Here is a 21,581-nt window from a genome sequence, read left to right as displayed (position 1 = left end):
TAAAAATTGGAACATGTATAATCTTTCATTGCCTCAAATAGGCACCAAACTAAACAATACCGATCTATGTGAAGCATTTGGCTGTAGCCCCCAAGGTGGCATGCGTCGAGCGCACAAGACTAATACGCTGGTTATTGTCTCTAATCACATAAAGTCAATCTATGATGACCGATGGTTCGGTGATGTCCTTCATTATACGGGAATGGGAAGCAAGGGTGACCAAAGCCTGACATTCCAACAAAACAAAACTCTAGCGGAATCTGATACTAACGGAGTATCGGTGCACCTTTTTGAAGTATTTAAAGATCAGGAATACACGTATGTTGGTGAAGTTAAACTCAATAGTACTCCTTACTCTGAAACTCAACCAGATGAGAAAGGGGAGCCAAGAAAGGTATATGTCTTCCCGGTAAAATTGGCTTCTGGTGAACGTCATGTTCAAAAACAAGACAGAGAGAGCGTAGAAAGCGTCCGAGTTCGTAAAGCAAGAAAGCTAACAGTTGAAGAGCTACAAGCTTTAGCAGCAAAAGGTCGAAAAACAGCAACACCCTATCAACAGAAATCGACAAGCTATGAGAGAAATATTTGGGTAGCTGAATTTGCTAAGCGATTGGCTAAAGGTCAATGTCAGCTTTGTTTGAAACCAGCTCCGTTTAACAATGCTAAAGGTGACCCTTACCTTGAGACGCATCATATCGTCTGGTTGTCCAAAGATGGCGATGACACGCCAGACAATACAGTGGCGTTATGCCCTAATTGCCATAAGAAGATGCACATCGTTGATGACACAAACGATGTAAAGGCTTTGAAGTCTCGTTGTAAGCAATTAATAAAAGAGCATGAAAATGAGTAAGAAACATATCGAAGTGGTCGCTGGCGTACTGATGAACGGTGGTCAGTTTTTGGCGGTCCAAAGAGGGCCGTCTCAGCTTGATTATATCAGCCAGAAATGGGAGTTTCCTGGCGGAAAGGTAGAAGCAGGTGAAACTCTAACAGCCGCTATTACTAGGGAGTTAGAGGAAGAGTTAAGAATAACCGTGACCAAACCTCAGGTTTTATTAACTATCGATCATAGTTACCCTGATTTTGATATAACCATGCATTGCTTCGTTATTGAAATTCCTACTCGTGACATTGAGCTTTCCGAACACATTGACTCTCTCTGGCTCTCTAAAGATCAGCTTTTAGAGGTGGATTGGGCTGCAGCTGACCTTCCTGTTGTCGAAAAACTTCAAACAACCTTCTAAGGAATAAGTAAATGGATTTAAAGGCGGGTTGGGATGGAACCTGGCAAGAGTTTCTGCAAGTTGATAAGACAGTTTTTATCAATGAACTTATTTCTTTTCACACAAGTCTCGACTGGACCCAAGAGCTAGAACCAGCTCAACGTTTTGCATGGGAAACCGAATATGACTTAATGAAATCGATGCTTGGTCATGTCGTCAGGGAGTCTAACGTTAACCCTGAAACTTGCTGGGTCGCCTTTGAGCAAGAGCTGATAGGTGAGGGTGGAAAGAGAGCAGCCGACGTCAACTTGGTTCTACCTACAGGAGACTTGTTTGTCGTTGAGTTCAAACATAAAACAGAAGCCTCAGAGCATGAGATCCTCCGTGCGAATTCAGATTTGCAAACCATGCTTCGTTACCACAATGAATCGATAGGTTTGGTAGGGCATGGATTCTTAGTATTAACAAAGCCAGGTGCAAAGGGGTTCAAACATTCAGACGTTGTTTGTGAGATAGCAGACAAAGGTGATGCTCCTTTATTGACGGATCAATTGGTCACATCGCTGAGTCAGACAAGCAGTTATGATGTCCTTCGTTGGTCTAAGGGCGAGTTTTATCGCCAGCCAAGCATACTGCACGGAACTGCACAGGTATTTTTTGATGCCAAAATTCCCACATTAAAAACGTCGGCAAGTGAAAACATCGAGGAAGCAAGAGATGCTCTTCTAACGCTCTATCAGCAAGCTAAGGCCAAGCTAAAACGTTACGTTGTAGTCGTTCATGGACGTCCTGGAGCGGGGAAAACACTCTTGGGGATTAGCACTGTGGCTTCAGTAGCTCGCAATGACAGTGTTAAACAGAGCGAGCCTATCTTTCTATCTGGTAATGCCCCGTTAGTGCAAGTACTTCAACACACGTTAGATTTTTACGGTAAGCGAAAAGGCAATGATGTACTAGGTCGGACTATCGACGGACGGGTCATGATCGAAGACCTACATATTTTCAAAAAGCACATCAAGAGTTCATTTGGATTGCGTCAAGAAACCTTTGTTGTGTTTGATGAGGCGCAGAGAGCTTGGGAGAAGGCAAGCCCTAGAGATTCAAAGTCACCCTCGGAACTAATGCTATTTTGCAATTGGCTATCTCAACAACCTTTTGGTGTATTGGTTCTTCTGGTTGGTGATGGGCAGGCTATTCATCGTAATGAAATGCAGTTAGATCAAATGCTAGCGGATCTCGATGTTGCCGTTAGTGCGCAAGATCGAAGAGTGACGCCAGTAATGCCTTCATTACATGCCGATAAGATGAAGCTTATAAGTCCAATCAAGAAGGACGTCTTTAATCTAAAGACACCGATTCGCCAGTCATATACCGAAGACTTAGATAAATGGATTGAAGCAGTTCTCTCTAATAACCCAGAGCGTGCACGTGAAGTTTGTTTAACCATTCAAGCTCACTATCCACTGTGTGTCACACAAAGCAAAGATTCGGCCGAAAGTTACGCATCTGAGTTACAAAACACTTTGCATGAGGGAAATTGTAAACCTGACGCTTTTAGAAGTGGCTGGTTGATGTCGAGCCGTGGTGGCAAGTTCATCGATGAAGTACAAAAAGTCAAATTTAAGGCAGGAAAGAACATTGGTCCGTGGTACGTAGAGCCTCCAAGTTCTAAGAACTCATGTTGTCGATTTGAGGCTGCGTGTACTGAGTTTAGTTGCCAGGGTTTAGAGTTGTCTTTGGCGTTGTTTAATTGGGGGAATGACTTGCTATATCGAGATGGTCTACTCGTTCTGTCCGAGGACAATCGTCATCGTCGCCAATATGACCATTACACAGAAGGGAGTTATCGAGTACTACTTAGTCGAGGTCGTAGTGGGCTAGTGATTAAGTGCGATGATGGTGAAACTTTCGAATACTTAAAAAACTGTGGAATGCACATGATCTAATTTACATCATTCAAATGCTATTTAGAATAACTACATAGCCTAGGATGACTGGGGGCGAAATCTCGTTTTGAGCGAAAGAAATTATTTTTTAAAAGATATGTTTCATGATGCTGAACAGCTTTTAATTGGATTATTCATATTATTATTCAATGGTTTGCTTAGTTTGTAGTCTGAATGTCATTGCCATTCTTAATGACCAAGCTGGGTTTTGACTTTTTAAGACGAGAGTGGGGTAAGAGTGAGCCGACAAAAAAGTCTAATTGGTTGGATAGATTTTTCATCTACAGAACGAGAACGCGTATCTCAAGTACTCTCAATGTTACAAGAGAAAGGTACACTTGATGAGTTGGGTATAGGACAAATCAGGGATGCTTTTGCCGATCAGCTTTTTCCGGGTTTTTCTACTATCCAAACCCGCGCTAAGTACTTTGTCACTATCCCCTATATATTTCATGACTACCGTAAGTTAGAGCCTAATGAGCGTCCTCTTCTGGCTGAATACATTAGCCAGCAAGAAGATAAATTAGCTATATGTTTAGTTGAAAACCATCAGCACGATATGCTGATCTGCTCCAGTCAGACTGGACACTTAACTAAGCGACATTTTGTTTTTCATAGTTCATTGGGCTTAGGTACCCAAGAGCACTGTGCCTTCTCGTTCGATTATAATCAACCTCAATGTACTCGAAGATCGTTTGACGCATCTGCTCTCTCGTCATGATCGGTTCATATTGGATTGCTTCTACTTTCATAGAATGAAAGAAGCTCTCAACACAAGCATTATCCCAGCAATTTCCTTTCCTACTCATACTTTACCTTAGATTATAATTACTTATGAGGTCTCGATAGTCTTTCGAACAGTACTGACTACCTCGATCGCTATGAGTAATAACCTGCTCAGGGAAACCTCGGCGAAATAAAGCCATTGATAAGGCATCGCAGACCAGTGAGGCCGTCATTCTCGTATTCATTGACCAACCAATGACTTGTCTTGAATAGAGGTCAATAATGACAGCTAAGTACAGCCAGCCTTCGCTTGTGGCAACATAGGTGATATCTCCTGCCCATTTTTGATTTGGAGCCGTTGCGTTAAAATCTTGAGCGAGCAAGTTCGGAGCAACGGGCATTTTATGTTTACTGTCTGTTGTACACTTAAACTTGCGTGCAGCTTTCGCTACTAAATCCTGACGTTTCATACTGGCGGCAATGGTCTTAACATTATGGTTATCACCGCTCTCTGCCAGTTCTTTCTGAATACGTCTTGAGCCATCTCGTTCTTTGCTAACGTCAAAGGCTTCTTTTACTTTGATATCAAGCTTTTGGCGCTCTGTCTCACGTTGAATCGCCTTGTGGCGATTCTCAACCCAATAATAAAACCCACTTCGAGAAACTCTGAACACCTTAGCCATACGGGAAATACTGAAACTCAGCAGGTGTTCGAGCATAAATTCATAGCAATTTACTTTAGATTTTTCGCGAAGTAGGTGGCGGCCTTTTTTACGATTTCTAGCTCTTCTGCTTGCTCTGCCAACTGCCTCTTTAGCTTAGCGACTTCAACGGCCAATTCTTGTTCTCGTTGGCTAATATTAGAATTCTTCTTTGTGGCTTTTCGCCAACCGTAGATCTGAGATTCATGTAATGAGAGCTGTCTTGCGGCTGCAGCGACTCCCACTTTCTCCGCCAGCTTCAGGGTTTCTGCTTTAAATTCAGGAGAATGGATAATACGTTTCTTCTTGCTTGTCATGGTTCACCTCATTAGTGATTGTACTCACTTAACTCAGTGTCCAAAACTGCTGGTGCGGATCAAAGATAACTGGTTGCGCATCTTCTACAGCTTTGTGTATGTCGAAACCAAAGAAGTCGTCGACGTTAATGGCAAAGCTCAAAGCAAGGAAACACAAATTTTCCCACGTTATCATCAGTTAGCTGCGGTAAATAAGATGATTGACGATGCGCGTAAGAACGGTGCTGGGATGCAATATCTTTGTGAACACAGTGCGGGGTCGGGTAAAACCTCGACCATTGCTTGGACTGCTCATGACTTGATTCGTCTTCGAAGTCCCGAAGGAAAAGGAGTATTTAAATCAGTAATCATTGTTACTGATCGAACAGCTCTTGACGCTTCACTTGCAGAGGCTGTTGTTCAACTCGATCATCAATACGGTGTAATAGAAACAATTGACCGAAATAACAGCAATGATTCTAAATCAAAACAGTTAGCGGCAGCACTACTTAACGGTACACCGATTATTGTAGTGACAATTCAAACCTTTCCGTACGCCCTTGAAACTATTCTTACTAATAAATCTTTAGCACAAAGTAATTTTGCGGTGATTATTGATGAGGCGCACACCTCCCAAACAGGTTCTACTGCCAAAGGGTTAAGAGCAGCGTTAACACTCAACCTCAGCGCCCAAGAGCTTGAGAAAATGACTATCGAAGAGATTCTGACCAAAGTACAGGATGCTCGTGCCATGCCCAAAAATGTCTCTCATTTCGCTTTTACAGCCACACCTAAGCACAGTACTAAAATGCTCTTTGGTCGCCCTAATGACTCAAGTCAACCGGTCTCAGATGAGAATAAACCAGAGTCGTTCCATCTATACACACAGCGTCAGGCAATCGATGAAGGGTTTATTCTCGATGTGCTAGAGAACTACACTCATTACGACACGGCTTATAAAATTGGTGAAAATAATCTTGATGAAAAGCGCGTTGATAGTAAACAAGCGCGACGGGCATTAGCGCGTTGGATGTCTTTGCATCCGACCACGGTTAGTCAAAAAGTTGAGTTTATTATTGAACACTTCAAAGCCAATGTTGCACACCTCTTGGAAGGGGACGCAAAAGCGATGTTGGTAACATCGGGCCGTGCACAAGCAGTGAAGTATAAATTGGCTTTCGATAAGTATATTCAAACACACGGCATTGATGGTATTCAGGCTTTGGTTGCTTTTTCAGGTAAGGTTCCTGGTAAAGACTTAGGTGATGATACTTTAGAAGCACCTTTAGGTATTGATTTCGAAAAAGAGTACACCGAATACAATTTAAACCCAGATACTCGCGGGACGGATCTACGTCACGAGTTTGAGAGAACTGTATACAGAGTAATGCTAGTAGCGAATAAATTCCAAACAGGCTTTAACCAGCCAAAGTTGGTTGCTATGTATCTGGACAAGAAAATCTCAGATGTGGAAGCTGTACAAACGCTATCTCGCCTCAATCGCACCCATCCAGGTAAAGACACAACTTACGTAATTGATTTCGCTAATGAGCCCAAAACTATTCTTGATGCCTTTAAAAAGTATGACAAAGGTGCGCAGCTCAATGAAGTTCAAGACATCAACGTCATCTATGACATGAAAGAATTGCTCGATGAGCATGGCATATACAACAACCAAGACTTAGAACATTTCAAACAGGTTCGTGGTAAAGCGATTCTTGGTCAAACACCAGATAAAAAATCACAGACACATAAAAAATTACTGGCAGCAACTCAACGACCAACCGATGTCTTCAACGTCAAGTTGAGAGAGTTGATTGATGCTGCTAATCATTGGGATCGACAATACGATAAAGCGCACAAAGCGGGAGATGAAAAAACGGCGAACTACGCTGAATCGCAGCGCAGTAATTTTACAAAGCAACGTGAAGCCTTAATGAGGTTTAAGTCTGATTTATCGAGACTTGTAAAACACTATAGCTATATGGCTCAGCTTATTGAATTTGGTGACCCTGAATTCGAGAATTTTGCCGCGTTTGCCCATTTGTTATCTCGACGTCTAAAAGGTGTTACTCCTGAAAATATAGACCTGAGCGCTCTAGTGTTAGAAAAATTCAAGATAAAACCGTCCAAAGATGAAACCCCTGGAGGTGTTGCTACGCCATTGGAGCCAATTAAACCTAACCCAACGGATCCTAACGATAGGGAGAAAGCTTTCCTAATTGACCTCATCCGTCGTCTTAACGAATTATTTGGCGATGTGGGAGACGAACCTGGACGTAGAAATTTCGCAAACGGTACAATAGCTCGAGTCTTGCAAGATCCAATAGTTGTTGAGCAAATTGAGAAGCATGAGAAGTCAATTGCGCTGAAGGGAGATTTACCTCAAGCAGTGAAACGTGCTGTGATCCAAGCTCTTATGAAAGAAGGTGATATAGCCAGAACACTTCTGAAAGACCAACAAGTGATGGCTAGTTATGTCGAATTGATTTTTGACATGATAAAAAAAAATAAAAACACTCATGTATAAATAGTGTTTTAGTTACAGGCTTTTTACGTCCAAAAAATGAGATTTTAAATGGCATATGATGACGACCTAAGGTTGGCGAAAGCCCAGTCAAAAGAAATATGGAAGATACTTGATTATGTTCGAGGAGCATCTCCTATATCAAACTATCGTTCATTAGCGTATTCAATCTTCTTCATACGTTATCTCCAATCGAATACTGGCAAGCATTTTGAGGCACCGAGGTTCGATTCTTTTAATGTCATTGCTCGTTACTCTCATGAATTGGTTGATCATGCTATTCGTTTAGGGTTAATTCATCGTGATGTATCTAATTTCCTTTGTGATTACTTAGAAAACACATTACGTTCTTTCGACAACATTAATGAGTCTTTTGTTCGTCATGCTATCAAAGGCGGGCTATTAAATAGATGCTCTTCCATAGCGTCACTTTCTCTAGCTGAACTAGATTCACTCTTTGCTGAGAATGAAGGGAAATCAGGAAGTGAGTTTTACACTCCCAATGATGTTAACCACTTGGTCACTGCGCTCGGATTGCGTTATCAACCAAAGTCAGTGTGCGACCCATTTGCAGGGGCTGGAAACACAGCGTTTTCTTTTTTCAATGTAAGTAAAGAAAGAGTTTATATTGATACTCAAGAAGTCGATAAGGACGCTTATTTTCAACTAATAATCAGCCGAGTAATCAGGGGGATAGAAGGTAGAGATTTTTTTGGAGACTCCTTATCGCAGCCTTCCTATCAGGAAAATGAATACGATCTAATTGTTTCTTTTCCACCTTTTGGAATGAAAATCCCTAAATCATCTCGAGAAAATATCTACTATTTAATGCGTAATGAGTGGCTAAACGTAGCCAGAATTTTGCCAGAAAGTAGAAGTGATTGGTTTATAACGCTATCGATGCTATCTGCTCTCACTGAGAGAGGTAAGCTGTTAGTCGGAATGTCTCTAGGTGCCTTAACGAGAACAGGCTCTGAAGCCAAAGTTCGCGAGTATTTAGTGTCTCAAGGAGTTATCGAACAGGTTATTTTATTACCTAAAAATATCCATTACTCGACTTCAATTCCGACAGTGCTTCTTGTTCTCAATTCAGGGTTAGAAAATCGTAACAACAGAAGCGTCAAGTTTGTCGATGCTTCGTTGTTTTATGAACCGGCTCGAGGCCGAAATGTTCTCTCAGCCGACAATATAAATGCGATTGTTGAGGCTTGTGACAATGACGGCCGATTTAGTGTTAGCTTGCCCCCTCGGCAGATAGCAGAAAGACAATTTAACCTAGACCCTTCTCTTTACGTACGAAAAGACCTCAAAGTTAGCGAAGTCACTGTCAGCAACTTTAGGGGATACACGGATTTTAAAGTGCCAATGCATTCTTCTCTGAACGTATTGGTTGGAGAAAATGGTGCAGGGAAAACTTCAATTTTAGAAGCGGTGGCCTGCGGACTTGGGCCTTTTCTTACAGCTATGCCTGATGCAAAGGGAAAACTGATAAAAAAGTCGGATATACATGTTAGTTCTAACGGGGTTGCACGTTACGCACGTATAGCGATTGAAACAACATCAAGCTTAAGTTGGGATCTTGTAGCAAAAGGGGCGGGAACATCAGAACCTCCTAAGATCGGTACGGCAGCGTTAACTGGCTATGCCAGTCAACTGGTTGATAGTCAGTCTGAGTTTCCATTAATTGCCTACTATGGAACAAGCCGCGCACTCACTCCAACAAGTTCTAAGGTAGCAATAAACCCATTCGAAAAAGAAATACGTGGTGAAGGTTACGACTCCGCTCTAGATGCTAAGGTGAACTACGGCATTATAAAAAACTGGTTTTCGAAAATTGAAGTAGATGAACTTCGAAAGCGTGATGAACTAAAAGACCACAAATTTATCCATCCGGCTAAGAGGCTTGTTTCTGAAGCTGTCTATCAGATAGTGGATCGAGCAACTAGCCTAGAGTTTGATAAAAATAGCAATGATGTTGTGGTGTATTGGAAAAACGAAAAGAATGAGTGCGTAAAACTTACCTTGGAGCAACTTAGTGAAGGGTATAGGAATATGGTGGCGCTAACAATTGACTTAGTACGCCGTGCCTATTTGCTTAATCCTACTAGCAATAACCCACTGACAGTGAATGGGATCGTTCTAATCGATGAAATTGAGCTTCACCTGCATCCGAGATGGCAGCAGAGAGTTCTAAGCGATCTTATAAGTTTATTTGAGAACGTCCAATTTATTGTTACGACGCATAGCCCCCAAATACTAACAACCGTTAATGTTGATTCTATTCGCATAGTGGCCGCAGACGCCCTAAAAGCAAAGCTATTAACAGGTACTAGCACTTATGGTTCTGAAAGTTCACGAATGTTAGAAGATGTGTAGGGCGGAACAGCTCGACCTCAGCATCTTGAAATTGTCCAGAAGCTAAATCGCTATACCGAATTAGTGGAATCTGACCAATGGGACATTGAAGAAGCGTTAAAGCTAAAAGAGGTGCTATATAAATGGGGCGGACAAACAGAAGCAGAGCTTCAAAAATTGGAAACAGATATTCGTATTCGTGAGTTCGAGCGAGATAATGAAAACAATCAATAAAGGAGCAGTGCCAAACCGACTAGGTGTATTCAGATCTGCAAACCCCGATGCTTTATGGGAAAAGGATAAGAAAAATAAAGAAATAATTGGAGAAACTTTCCGTTGTTGTGGTGCAAGATATCAGGAGACACAGCAACAATTACGGACAGATCAAGGCAATGTATGCGCATATTGTGAACAGGATTTATTGTCTGGAACAAATGGAGCATTGGATGACTGTCGCATTGAGCATTTTCACCCAAAATCTAAACGCGAACTGGGGGAGCCAAATTGGGGATTGGAATGGTCTAACTTACTAGCAGTTTGCTGTGGTGGAAATCAAAGTAAAGTGGTTGAACCTGAACATAGATTTAATACTGAAAAAAAAGCTATTCTTGTGATGTACCAAAAGATGACAAAATCCTTGATGCGATTATCTTCAATCCACTAGATTTACCTTACCCTAACATTTGGAGGTTTTATCGCTCTACAGGCCAAATGGATGTAAGTACAAATGTCTGTGAAACTCAGGGAGTAGACATCGAAATGGCACGTCAAACTATTGAAGAGTTAAATCTGAACTCTCCACGACTAATGCGAGCTCGAAAAATGATTCTTGAAGACATCAATAGTCGAATCACAGAAAGGGTGGGACGTGGGCTAACGATAGAGCAAGCTCGTAGTTCGTTAGCCGCATCTGTACTTAGGAAAAATAGATCAGGGGACTGGCCATCGTTTTTTAGTGCGACTCGATTTTACTTAGGGCAGCAGGCTGAGGCTGTTTTAGTCCAACCTCTTTAAACAACCTTCAACTGCTTTGCCCCAGCAACATGAAACCCGTCTGTTTTGTTACATCGGCTTTAAATTCAATGGATTTCTCTAAGTAAAACCCACAATAATACCTTATCGAACTTGATGTGTTTAACTGTTTAAGCTTGATGTCTCACTCGTACCATGTTTAAGCTCAATGAAATATCAGGTATCTCGAACTGGAAAATCATAGGGTAAGTGTGTAGTGGTCAACTTGATGGCAGGAGTAACTTAGGTTAGTTTTTCTGAAGTAACACCAGAGGTAACACCCTTAAATTCTACTTTTATAATGAATATTATAATCAATTAGATAGTGTCGATAGTAGAGTCCAGTAGCGACACGAAAGAGCCCACCTAGCGTGGGCTTTTTTGTGCCTGTCGTATTTAGCTAGAACTAGCCGTCATAGCTAAATACCTAGAGGGATTTAGCCTCGAATGATCATTTGCTCGCGCTCAGGACCTACCGATACCATCACGATTGGTACGCCCATCAACTCTTCGATGCGAGTTACGTAATCTTGTGCCGCTTGAGGAAGGCTTTCAAACGTGCGGCAGCCAGTGATGTCTTCATCCCAGCCTGCCATGTCTTCATACACGGGCTTTAGCTCAGCTGTCTGTGGCCAAATTGGATTCTCAGTGTGCTCACCTGAGTAAGCAGTACAGATCTTAAGTTCGGATAAACCAGATAGGCAATCAATCTTAGTTAGTGCGATTTCAGTCGCGGCTTGTAGGTCAACACCGTTGCGAGTAGCTACTGCATCAAAGTACCCCATATCACGTGGGCGACCCGTAGTTGCACCATATTCGTTGGAGCTTTCGCGGAAGCTGTCTTGCTCTTCCATTGCAGTTACTAGCGTACCAGTACCAACAGACGAGCTGAACGATTTAGCAACAGCAATAACACGCTCAGGGCGAAGGGCAGGTAAGCCACTACCGATACCCGCGTAAGCTGCGGTTACATTAGAAGACGTCGTCCAAGGGTATTCACCGTAGACAAGGTCACGGCCTGCACCAAGTTGAGCTTCAAAAAGTAGGTTTGCGTCTTGTGATTGCAGTGCTTTAAGAGGCTCAGTCACGTTGCAGATGAATGGGCGCCAAGCCTTAGTCACTTCAAGTAGCCATTCTGTCATTTCAGAAGCTGTCTGAGTGAAATCACATTGAGGGTATAGCGCTTTAAGTTGAGGCATCTTCCAATCAAGCAGGAATTGAATGCGTTGCTCTAAAATCTCAGGTTGATTCAACCAGCCCACAAGAATGCCTTTTTTCATTACACGATCGCCGTACGCTGGTGCAATACCTTGACGTGTTGAACCGTAAGCGCCGTCGCCCAAACGCTCTTCTTCAAGCGTATCTTCAAGGGCGTGTAAAGGCAGGCACAGTGTCGCACGATCTGAGATCGCCATTTTCACTTTGATGCCAGCCTCTTGAACTTCTGCAATCTCTTGAGTCAGCGCAGCAGGGCTGATCACCATGCCTGGGCCAAGAACCGCTGTACAATCAGGATTAAAAATACCACTAGGTAGTTGGTGCAGTTTGAATGTACCGAAGTCATTTACCACAGTATGACCTGCATTGTTTCCGCCTTGAAAACGAATGCTAGCAGAAGCTTGGTCTGCTAAAAAATCGACGATGCGGCCTTTGCCTTCATCACCCCAGTTTGCGCCCACAACAACGATAGATGGCATAATTTTTCTCCTAACTGATTGAGAAATCATGTTAGGCCTACAAAGTGGATAAGAGAAATTAATTATCTTTATTATCTTGATAAGGATTTCATATATCCTTAAAGTCTTAAGCTACAAACGAGATTCCCTATCACGTTCGTTCCTCACTGTAGGGAATGACGATACTTAGTAGAGAAACTTCAAAATAACCGTCATTCCTGAATCGAGGAACGAGGTATCAGGAATCTCAAACCACAAGCGAGATTTCCTATTGCGTTCGTCTCTCATTATAGGGGGTGATGTAAGGAATACAGGACAGGTATAATGCTCGATATTAATTTGTTAAAGACGTTTGTAACGCTTGCGGAGTACAAGCATTTTGGGAAAGCAGCCAATGCACTACACATGACACAACCCAATGTGAGTTTGCACCTAAAACAACTAGAACAACAAACACGCATAAAGTTGATAGACAGAAGCCCATTTCAATTGACTCAAGCGGGTGAACGGCTATTGGAAACGAGCCAAAGAACGTTACTCGAACTACAGATTTGCCAGGCAGATCTCAATGCTATTAACGATCTCAAAATTGGCACTTTGACTATTGCTGTCAGCGACATCATTTCTCGATTCTTGTTGATTCGTCCTTTCCAGAAGTTCAAAGCGCAGTATCCGGGTATAGACCTAACATTGTTGAATACCACATCATCTCAAGCATCGAGCCTAATCAAAAACGCTCAAGCGGATCTTGGTTTTGTTATCGCTAAAGAACAACACAATGAGTCGTTATATTTCACTAAGCTGCAGGATCTTTCTTGGTGTGCGCTAGGCGATGGGTTTGATATTCAAGGGGCTGAAAGAAATATAGAGAATGAGGTTAAAGGCGCAGAAGAAGATTCTGAGCTCACCTTAATTCTACTTGGCCACGATACGAGAACGCGTGATTTCATTGATGAAGGTTTACCAAACCTGAATCTACCAAATTACAGGGTGATGGAAGTAGGGAGTGTCGATGCTCAAATCGATTGGGCGGAATCGGGGTTTGGTGTGGCGATTGTTCCAGAATTCGCGGTATCCACCAAGCAGCATCTGCATTCGAAAGTGACACCATTAACGAACTTTTCTAGTACGAGCCTTGGCTATATTGTTCGCCAGAACCAAGTATTGTCGAAAGCGACCAAGCAATTGTTAGGTTGGGTGAATGATGAGATTAGTCTGCTGCAAAACAAATAAGCGCCATCATTGACTTTGACTTACCTAAGCCTGCCTAGTGTGGGCTTTTTTGTGTTTAACAAGCGCAGTTCTTTTGCAACCAATGGGCTATAGGGCTAATTGGAGCGCACATCAATTATTACTTTCGCAAACCAGAGCTTTGAAATTCGTCGTTGACAAAGTTTGGCAATCAAACTAAATTTCAATCAATTGATTTGATAATCAAATTACTTGTGAGTCAAAGGGAATTTGTCAGCACCATGCCCTAATGACAGATAGCCCTAACCACAATACCAACTAAGGACGCTATTTTGAGTTTTCCAACACGTCACCAACACAACTTTTCTTCACATAACAGCCAAGGTGAGAAACGCACATTCTATGTCTTGTTATTGACCGTCGTTACTATGATTGTCGAAATTATTGCGGGTACCATTTACGGCTCTATGGCATTACTCGCCGATGGTTGGCACATGGGGACGCATGCTGCAGCGTTTGGCATCACCTTATTTGCATACCGTTATGCGAAGAAACATGCCGAGAGCGAACGTTTCTCTTTTGGTACAGGTAAAGTTAGCGTGTTAGGGGGCTACACCAGTGCGATTGCATTGGGGATAGTGGCACTATTGATGCTGGTGGAATCGGTGCATCGTTTGTTTAACCCACAAGTAATTCAGTTCAATGAAGCGATCATCGTTGCCTGTATTGGCTTAACCGTGAATGTGGTGAGTATGTTTTTACTCGGCGATCACCATCATGACCACGGACACGAGCATGGCCACAATCATAGTAAGAATCATGATCATTCACATAGCCATGATCACGACAGCGACCATAGTCATAAGCATGGTGAGCACCATCATGACCATAACCTACGCGCAGCCTACATGCATGTGTTGGCGGATACTCTGACGTCTCTGCTTGCGATTGTTGCACTGTTATTTGGTAAGTTCTACGGTTGGAACTGGTTGGATGCCGCAATGGGTATGATTGGCGCACTAGTAATTGCAAAGTGGACGATGAACCTGATGAAGCAGACCAGTCCAATCCTACTGGATGAGAATATTGGTGACGACTACCGTCAAAGCATCACTGAAGCTTTGGCTTCTTACGCCATTGTAACAGATTTGCACATGTGGAAGGTGAGCGGGCATCACTACTCAGCGGCGATTACTCTTGAATCAAACAGTGATAAAACCATCTCTGAATATAAACAAATGCTCGCCAAGTTTGATAAGATTAACCATCTTACTCTTGAAGTGCACTCAAACGGCCATGCGAAATATAGAACAGCTTAATCAAATACTAACCGAGTTCTACGATAAAATGTCTTCGTGGGAGCAATCTGTTGTCAAAAAAACGGGTTACTCCTTAGCGCAAGTTCATACCATCGAAGTGCTTGGTATGCATGGCGCGTTGAGAATGAAAGAACTCGCAGAAAAGCTCGGCATCACTACAGGCACACTCACTGTTCAAATCGAAAAGCTAGTGAAAGCCGAATTGATAGAGCGCCATGAACACCCAACCGACCGACGTGCGATAGTCGTAGCGTTGACCGATGAAGGGCAGAAGATCCACCTTCATCACAATCAGCTTCACTTGAATTTGGTCAATGAACTCACACAAGAATTCGAAGAAGACGAAAAAGTCGTATTGCTGAAATGTCTGACAAAAATGGTAAAAGCATTTTAGTTCGAGTGAGTATAAAGCTGAGAACGAATAGCGACAACTAACCGCTAGCAAGAACATAGATAAGTGGATCGTACCCGAGTAGGGGCGGTCCACTTTTTTATGAATCGAAGAAATTGAGCATAATTTTGGTTCCTCTGATGAGCCCAAATAATGTCATTATAGCAACCGAGGTCAATGCAGTATGAAAGTTATTTGATTCAAAGCCTTACGTAGCCTGCTGTTTAAGCCTTGTTCGACCCGTCAAATAGCTGCCTCCCAAATCTATAATTCAACTAATGTACATGTTAGAAATTTGTGTTATTGATATTTCTAACTTTAGGTGCGCTCTCATTGGTAGCTCAAATCCAATTGAGAACAGTACGAGTTAATCACTATATAAATAACCTAGGTTATGCAAACGACTAGAGCTAGATAGATAATTGAAGCTAGATAAACATAAAAATAAGATAACAAAAGTTACACAAAAACTTAGATACCTATTATTAGATTAGTAAAGACGAGTCACATACATGAACATAAAGAACAAGCTCTATTCATTGGGAATATTTTCCATTTTCGGCATGATTGCATTGTTGTTTACCACTTCACAATTTGCAGATACCACGGCTCAAATGAGCCAAGCTAAACAAATCACCAAGGAACTTGAAGTACGATTGCTTAACCTTCGCCGCAACGAAAAAGATTTTTTGTTACGTAGCGATTTAAAATATCTCGATAAATTCGATGTTAACTACAACCAATTTTTAGAATCTGAATCTCAGCTCAATACGGTACTTAGCGATTTGGGTTTGGCCAACAGAGCACGGTTACGTGATGACATTGAAGCCTACCAGGTAAGCTTCGTTGAATTGGCGAAAGCTTATGAAGTCTACGGATTAGCACGAGATAAAGGCTTACTCGGTCGATTTCATGAAGAACTAGACAGCATCGGTGCAACAGTCAAAGCAGAGCAACAAGTCGAACTGTACTTGTTTAATGATCTGATTGAAAAGGGCATATTCGATCCAAGTGGTCTTTCAGTTAGTTCAAGCAAGTTGTTAGATACCGCTAAACAAGTGGTCGCACAGAAGCAAGTCATTGGCTTGAAGCACAACGAAGGTCTGTTAGGACAAGCACGCTCCGGTTCTCATGCTATAGAAACTCAGTTTAAAGAGTTCTCAGCGGTGTTAGAGCAACAAACGCAACAAGAGATGGACAAGCTATCGCTGATTAACAATATCCTTTGCGTCACATTGCTTGTGTCGATCATTCTGTTCAGCTGGTTAATTGTCCGCTCTATCATCGGTAAAATTGAATCTCTACTTTCGGTGATTCGTAACATTGTCGATTCTAACGATGTGTCCATTCGTTCACACATTGATGGCAAAGATGAACTCAGCACGCTAGGCCAATATTTCAATCAATTGCTTGATCAGTTGGAAGGCTTAATCGCGGCATCTCAATCTAAGTCACTGCAACTGACGCAAAGCACGTCGAACATGCATGATGAGCTTGAATCGGTCATCAAACAGTTTGAAGTGCAAGCTGACCATACTTCAACCATGACCACTTCAGTGCAAGAAATGGTGCTCACCATCGGTGAAATCTCAGAAAGTACATCTGTGGCTGCGGAGGGTGTCCAGCAAGCCAAAGTGAATGCTGATAAAGGTCGTGAAGTGGTTGTAGACACTATAAACAATATTACCCAGCTGTCTGAACGTCTTTCAAGCAGCCAAGACTCGATCAGTTCATTGAACCATCATGTTGATCAAATTGGCGACGCGGTCAATATCATTCAAGGGATTGCAGAGCAAACCAATCTGCTAGCATTGAATGCAGCCATTGAAGCCGCGCGAGCAGGTGAACAAGGCCGTGGCTTCGCTGTGGTTGCGGATGAAGTACGAGCGCTGGCGAGTAGAACGCACCAGTCAACCACTGAAATCACCAGTGTAGTCACCGCAATCCAAAGTCAAATGAACGCTTCGATGACCGAGATTGGCGAATGTAATCAACAAGGGCAACTAACACTCAAAGATTCAGAAGAACTGGATGCAAGTTTGCAGCTTATCTTGAGCGACATGGAAAGTATTCAAGGCAACTCTGAACGTATTGCATCTGCGATTGAAGAGCAGGGCGCAGTGATGGCGCAAGTGAGTGATTCAATCACGGAGCTTAACACCATTTCGAACGACAACAACGCATCGGCTCAACACTGCTTAATGGAGGTAGATAAAGTGGCAGAACAAGCTCATGATATGGATAGAGCGGTAGCGCAGTTTAAAACGTCATAGTGGGTTTGATTTCATTCGGTAGGTAAGAAAAAATCGCCGCGAGGTATTAATCAGACTTAGTAATCTGAGGGCGCAGTTAATCTGCGCTTTTTTGTTTGCCCAGCGAAGCTGGCAAACCCGTCAGGTTGAAAGAAACCTGAATCATCCCGACTGAGGGGAAGATAATCCGAATCGCAAGGGCGTTGTTGGCTAACGGCAGGGTCTGAAGGAAGCGATAGGAAGTTAGCAGTACACAACGCAAGTAAACCTGCTTCGGCAGTATAGGTGGGTAAGCGTCCGAAATAGCGCGAAGCCCTATACTCAGTCAGACCTATGCTGTGCTTGAGGGTGGCATTGTTAACAGGGAGCCAGTGCAGTAACTGGGGAAGCCTGACACCACATCCAGACAGTCTGGAAGCACAAACTCGAAGCGAAAGCTAAGAGGTGTGTTGGTGCGAGGTGGCAGATGAATCCGTAGTAGTGAGTAAGGCTAAGCCAGAGAAGCCCAGTAATGGTGTGGAGGAGAAAACTTAGCTGACCAGCAGCATCAAGTCTGATGGAGCACTGAAATGCCAAAAGCACTCAGTGTTGCGAAGGGAGGAAGTACACTTTAAGTCTGTGATGAACAGATGTTTTTTTTTTCAGTGATACCCAAACCGAATCGCTATCGGGGTATTCCTAGTTTGGTTGATTGTGGAAGCAAGATACTGCGCTAAGAAACCGTATAGGGGAGTAACTCTGACTCACTTCAGTAAATTGCCACTGAGCTAGAAGGCTGAACAGCAGAGAGAAATAACACCCACGCTGAAGATGAAACACCTGTCCCCACACAGCACACAATCCAAGGAGAGAAAGTGCGAGTTTATTACAGCTTATATGGTCATCTACTCAACAAAGAGAGGCTGTATAAAGGGTTTAAAAAGGTAAAGAAAGCGAAAGGCGCGGCTGGAATAGATGAGCAGAGCCTGAGCAACTACGCCGAAAATCTGAGTGATAACCTCGATCAACTCCTCTCTGAACTTAAAACCAAGCAATACAAACCTCAGCCAGTCAAACGGGTAGAGATACCCAAAGAAGACGGAGGGGTGCGATTGCTCGGGATCCCAACAGTTAGGGATAGAGTTGTCCAACAAGCGCTCAACGATATCCTCACCCCCATCTTCGAAGAGCAATTTCACCCATCAAGTTTTGGGTATAGGCCGAATCGAAGCTGTCACGATGCAATCAACAAATCCACGATGTTCATCCGGCGTTACGGGTTACAACACGTTGTAGATATGGACTTGTCGAAGTGCTTTGACAAACTCGACCACGAGTTGATTATCAAAAGCATCAGAAAACGAGTCACAGATAGCAGTGTATTAGAGCTGATAAAACAGTTTCTAAAAAGTGGGGTGATGATAGACGGTAGTTGGCAGGAGACAGAGCTAGGAAGTCCACAAGGTGGTGTTATCAGTCCTTTGATAGCCAATATCTACCTTGATGCGTTCGATCAGGAAATGCGAAAGCGCGGCCATAGGATCGTTCGTTATGCGGATGACATACTCATCTTCTGTCGTAGCAAGGCAGGGGCAGAGAATGCCCTTGCACAAGCGACGAAGATCTTAGAAGGAGAGCTTAAACTCACAGTGAACCAGACGAAATCACATATAGCGCACAGCAGTGATGGCGTGAAGTTTTTAGGTGTAGAAATCGGGAGTCAATTTACCCGCATTCAAACTAAAAAACTGAAAGTGTTCAAAAGCAAGTTAAAGCGAATGACGAAGCGAGGGTGCGGTAAGCCACTTGAGCAAGTCATAAAAGATCTAAACCCAGTGTTAAGAGGGTTCAGCCAATACTTCAGGATCACCAATAGCAGCAGGGAGTTCTCAAGACTAGCAGGATGGCTACGAAGAAGACTGCGTAGTATCCAGTTGAAACTTTGGAAGAAGCCTCAACGCTTACATCGAAAGTTAAAACAGTTAGGGTATAAGCCGCCGTTCCAGCATATCTCAATGACAAGTTGGGTCAGTGCAGCGAGTCCACTATCAAGCTATGCGATGCCAAATCAATGGTTTAATGACCAAGGATTGGTAAATCTTGGGACAATAAGGACAGGGTATGTGTTCAGCCAATATGCTGAATGGAAGTGTGCATGAGCCGTATACGAGGTCCGTACGTACGGTTCTGTGAGAGGGATGAGGCGGTAACGCCTCACCCTACTCGATGTGTCTGAAATAATTAGATAATTACAAACAAATTAAAGCGAAAAATGAATGGAAAGGGAAGAACGTTGTTAGATAAGAAAAAAACGACCCTATAGGGGGGGAGGAGCAGGGTCGTTTAATCGTAGTAATTGATTGATTGAAGCGGGAAGTCGTGGGGTTACTTATTTCGACCTTCTAGCACGTCTAGTGCTAGTTCAACCGCCTTATCAATGTTGTCGCATCCCGCTAATTTACCTGAGCTAATTGGCCCAAGTACGTTAGCGTATAACGAGAGCTGCTTGTTAAATGGCAGGCTCAACTGCTCATATAAACGCTGGCGAATCTCGGCGTGCTGCTCAGGAGCGTGAGCAGCAAGGCTTTTCAAAGTGTCATAAACAAGAGTGGTTGTAGTGTTCATTCGTCTCTATATCGTCAAGTGGGAGGCGCTTATTTTATAATCTTTTGACCCTAGCTTGCTGTGATATATGTCCTACAATAGTGCAAATGATATTTGCTTTTGGAAAATCTAATGTTTGTAGATGTATCTCTTGAACCTGATGAGAATAAGGCATTCCAAAATAGACTTAACTATCTGTGAAATAAACCTAAAATGATGACAGACTGTAAAAGGCAGCTACATTATCGATTTTATTAGCTTATTTGACTGACGTTTAGAGCTTAAAGGAAGAGGAACAAAATGCACTACGACGTATTTAATGGAGACGCAGACGGCATCATCGCGTTGTTACAACTTCGCCTAAGTCAGCCTAAAGAGAGTGTACTCGTTACTGGTGTGAAGCGCGATATCAAGTTGGTATCTCAAGTCGTTAATCAGATGATGGGGCAAGGTAAACAAGGTGATAGTTCATCTGTTACGGTCTTAGATGTATCTATGGAGAAAAATCTATCCGCACTCCATTCACTACTAGACGCAAGTATCGACGTTTTCTATTGCGATCACCATCGTACGGGAGAAGTGCCGAAATCTAGATATCTTGAAACTTTGATTGATACTGCACCTGAATGCTGCACTAGTTTGTTGATAAATCGAAAGTTAAAGGGTGAGCATGTGGCATGGGCAATTGCTGCCGCCTTTGGTGATAACCTAAAAGCTGTCGCTGTTCAGTTAGCTGTTGAGAATGGATTGGATCAAGCTGAAATTGATTTCTTAGAGGAGTTAGGGACTTTAGTTAACTACAACGGATATGGCAGTTCGTTGAGTGATTTACATTTCACGCCAATTGAACTTTACCAAGCTCTTTACCAGTACCCCAACCCATTTGATCTTCTAGCAGATCAAGATTCTGTGTTTTACCAATTACGCAATGCTTATAAAAATGACCACCAAAAACTCATGAGCATTACACCTGTCCATGAGAGTGAATTTGCTCGAGTGTTTGAGCTACCCGGTGAGACTTGGGCGCGTCGCATTAGTGGTGTCTTTGGCAATGAAATCGTGAATCAAGATCCAAGTCGAGCACAAGCCGTTTTAACGAAGAATCAAGATGATAAATCTTACACCGTAAGCTTACGTGCTCCATTATCAAATCGAACAGGTGCAGATGAAATTTGCGCGAGCTTTGATACGGGGGGTGGTAGAAAAGCAGCTGCGGGAATAAATCAACTGCCAGAAACGGATAAGCAACGTTTTATCAACACTCTAACCAGTTACTATTCAAATAAACCCTAGTGGTGAAATAAATTAGGGCTTTATAACGCCCAGTTTATTTCCATTTCATACCGAAGGGGTAAAACTTTTAACGCGTGCTGTGTGACGA

The 21,581-nt window shown here is 42.8% G+C and carries 16 protein-coding genes and 2 pseudogenes; 15 read left to right on the top strand and 3 right to left on the bottom strand.

Features of this window, described 5'->3' with window-relative positions; translation table 11 throughout:
• Window positions 1-13 precede the first annotated feature (13 nt).
• The 4 genes and pseudogenes from OCW38_RS08010 to OCW38_RS07995 form a co-directional block, all read left to right on the top strand.
• Window positions 14-853, top strand: a complete 840-nt coding sequence (locus OCW38_RS08010) for an HNH endonuclease (protein WP_261893635.1) — start codon at window positions 14-16, stop codon at window positions 851-853.
• On the top strand, window positions 846-1,247 hold the full coding sequence (locus OCW38_RS08005; protein WP_261893633.1) for a (deoxy)nucleoside triphosphate pyrophosphohydrolase: 402 nt from the start codon (window positions 846-848) through the stop codon (window positions 1,245-1,247). The genes OCW38_RS08010 and OCW38_RS08005 overlap by 8 nt, the downstream gene beginning before the upstream one ends.
• Before the next feature lie 11 nt (window positions 1,248-1,258).
• Window positions 1,259-3,172, top strand: coding sequence for a DUF2075 domain-containing protein (locus OCW38_RS08000; RefSeq protein ID WP_261893631.1), 1,914 nt, complete (start codon window positions 1,259-1,261; stop codon window positions 3,170-3,172).
• A gap of 238 nt (window positions 3,173-3,410) precedes the next feature.
• Window positions 3,411-3,617, top strand: a pseudogene (locus OCW38_RS07995) (DUF6361 family protein); the annotation flags it as partial.
• Window positions 3,618-3,765: 148 nt separating this feature from the next.
• Here the strand turns inward: OCW38_RS07995 and OCW38_RS07990 are convergent.
• Window positions 3,766-4,916 (bottom strand): annotated as a pseudogene (locus tag OCW38_RS07990) (IS3 family transposase).
• Between OCW38_RS07990 and OCW38_RS07985 the strand changes: the two are divergent.
• The 5 genes from OCW38_RS07985 (at window position 4,915) to OCW38_RS07965 (ending at window position 10,791) form a co-directional block, all read left to right on the top strand.
• Window positions 4,915-7,425 (top strand): DEAD/DEAH box helicase family protein, encoded by a 2,511-nt coding sequence (locus tag OCW38_RS07985; protein ID WP_261895655.1) that lies wholly within the window; start codon window positions 4,915-4,917, stop codon window positions 7,423-7,425. The pseudogene OCW38_RS07990 and the gene OCW38_RS07985 overlap by 2 nt on opposite strands.
• A 48-nt stretch (window positions 7,426-7,473) precedes the next feature.
• Window positions 7,474-9,798: an N-6 DNA methylase gene (locus tag OCW38_RS07980; RefSeq protein ID WP_261893628.1), complete on the top strand. Its 2,325-nt coding sequence runs from the start codon at window positions 7,474-7,476 to the stop codon at window positions 9,796-9,798.
• Window positions 9,799-9,861: 63 nt separating this feature from the next.
• Window positions 9,862-10,011, top strand: coding sequence for a hypothetical protein (locus OCW38_RS07975; protein WP_261893626.1), 150 nt, complete (start codon window positions 9,862-9,864; stop codon window positions 10,009-10,011).
• Entirely contained in the window at window positions 9,995-10,441 is a 447-nt protein-coding gene (locus tag OCW38_RS07970; RefSeq protein WP_261893624.1) for a retron system putative HNH endonuclease, read from the top strand. Before OCW38_RS07975 ends, OCW38_RS07970 begins: the two co-directional genes overlap by 17 nt.
• A gap of 95 nt (window positions 10,442-10,536) precedes the next feature.
• Window positions 10,537-10,791, top strand: coding sequence for a hypothetical protein (locus OCW38_RS07965; RefSeq protein ID WP_261893622.1), 255 nt, complete (start codon window positions 10,537-10,539; stop codon window positions 10,789-10,791).
• Between the two features lie 434 nt (window positions 10,792-11,225).
• Here the strand turns inward: OCW38_RS07965 and OCW38_RS07960 are convergent, their stop codons facing one another.
• On the bottom strand, window positions 11,226-12,485 hold the full coding sequence (locus OCW38_RS07960) for an adenylosuccinate synthase (RefSeq protein WP_010441165.1): 1,260 nt from the start codon (window positions 12,483-12,485) through the stop codon (window positions 11,226-11,228).
• A gap of 303 nt (window positions 12,486-12,788) precedes the next feature.
• Between OCW38_RS07960 and OCW38_RS07955 the strand changes: the two genes are divergently transcribed.
• From OCW38_RS07955 to ltrA, 5 genes are all read left to right on the top strand, one after another.
• Window positions 12,789-13,697 (top strand): LysR family transcriptional regulator, encoded by a 909-nt coding sequence (locus tag OCW38_RS07955; protein ID WP_261893619.1) that lies wholly within the window; start codon window positions 12,789-12,791, stop codon window positions 13,695-13,697.
• Between the two features lie 290 nt (window positions 13,698-13,987).
• The gene (gene dmeF / locus OCW38_RS07950; RefSeq protein WP_171342067.1) at window positions 13,988-14,974 is read left to right on the top strand and encodes a CDF family Co(II)/Ni(II) efflux transporter DmeF; all 987 of its coding nucleotides are present in this window, start codon (window positions 13,988-13,990) and stop codon (window positions 14,972-14,974) included.
• A complete protein-coding gene (locus tag OCW38_RS07945) occupies window positions 14,952-15,368 on the top strand; it encodes a MarR family winged helix-turn-helix transcriptional regulator (RefSeq protein ID WP_261893617.1) in 417 nt (138 codons plus the stop codon). The genes dmeF and OCW38_RS07945 overlap by 23 nt, the downstream gene beginning before the upstream one ends.
• 560 nt (window positions 15,369-15,928) lie before the next feature.
• Window positions 15,929-17,638 (top strand): methyl-accepting chemotaxis protein, encoded by a 1,710-nt coding sequence (locus OCW38_RS07940; RefSeq protein WP_261895653.1) that lies wholly within the window; start codon window positions 15,929-15,931, stop codon window positions 17,636-17,638.
• A gap of 833 nt (window positions 17,639-18,471) precedes the next feature.
• Window positions 18,472-19,755 (top strand): group II intron reverse transcriptase/maturase, encoded by a 1,284-nt coding sequence (ltrA, locus tag OCW38_RS07935; protein WP_140150525.1) that lies wholly within the window; start codon window positions 18,472-18,474, stop codon window positions 19,753-19,755.
• A 226-nt stretch (window positions 19,756-19,981) separates the two neighbouring features.
• Here ltrA and OCW38_RS07930 read toward each other — a convergent pair whose 3' ends face one another.
• Window positions 19,982-20,221, bottom strand: a complete 240-nt coding sequence (locus OCW38_RS07930; protein WP_004733935.1) for a PAS factor family protein — start codon at window positions 20,219-20,221, stop codon at window positions 19,982-19,984.
• 279 nt (window positions 20,222-20,500) lie between these two features.
• Between OCW38_RS07930 and OCW38_RS07925 the strand changes: the two genes are divergently transcribed.
• Entirely contained in the window at window positions 20,501-21,493 is a 993-nt protein-coding gene (locus tag OCW38_RS07925) for a hypothetical protein (protein WP_010441154.1), read from the top strand.
• The last annotated feature ends 88 nt before the right edge of the window (window positions 21,494-21,581 follow it).

The organism is Vibrio cyclitrophicus, from assembly GCF_024347435.1.
Lineage (GTDB): Bacteria > Pseudomonadota > Gammaproteobacteria > Enterobacterales > Vibrionaceae > Vibrio > Vibrio cyclitrophicus.
Note: the sequence above shows the minus strand (reverse complement) of the source record. Positions and strands in the feature narration are given on the sequence as shown.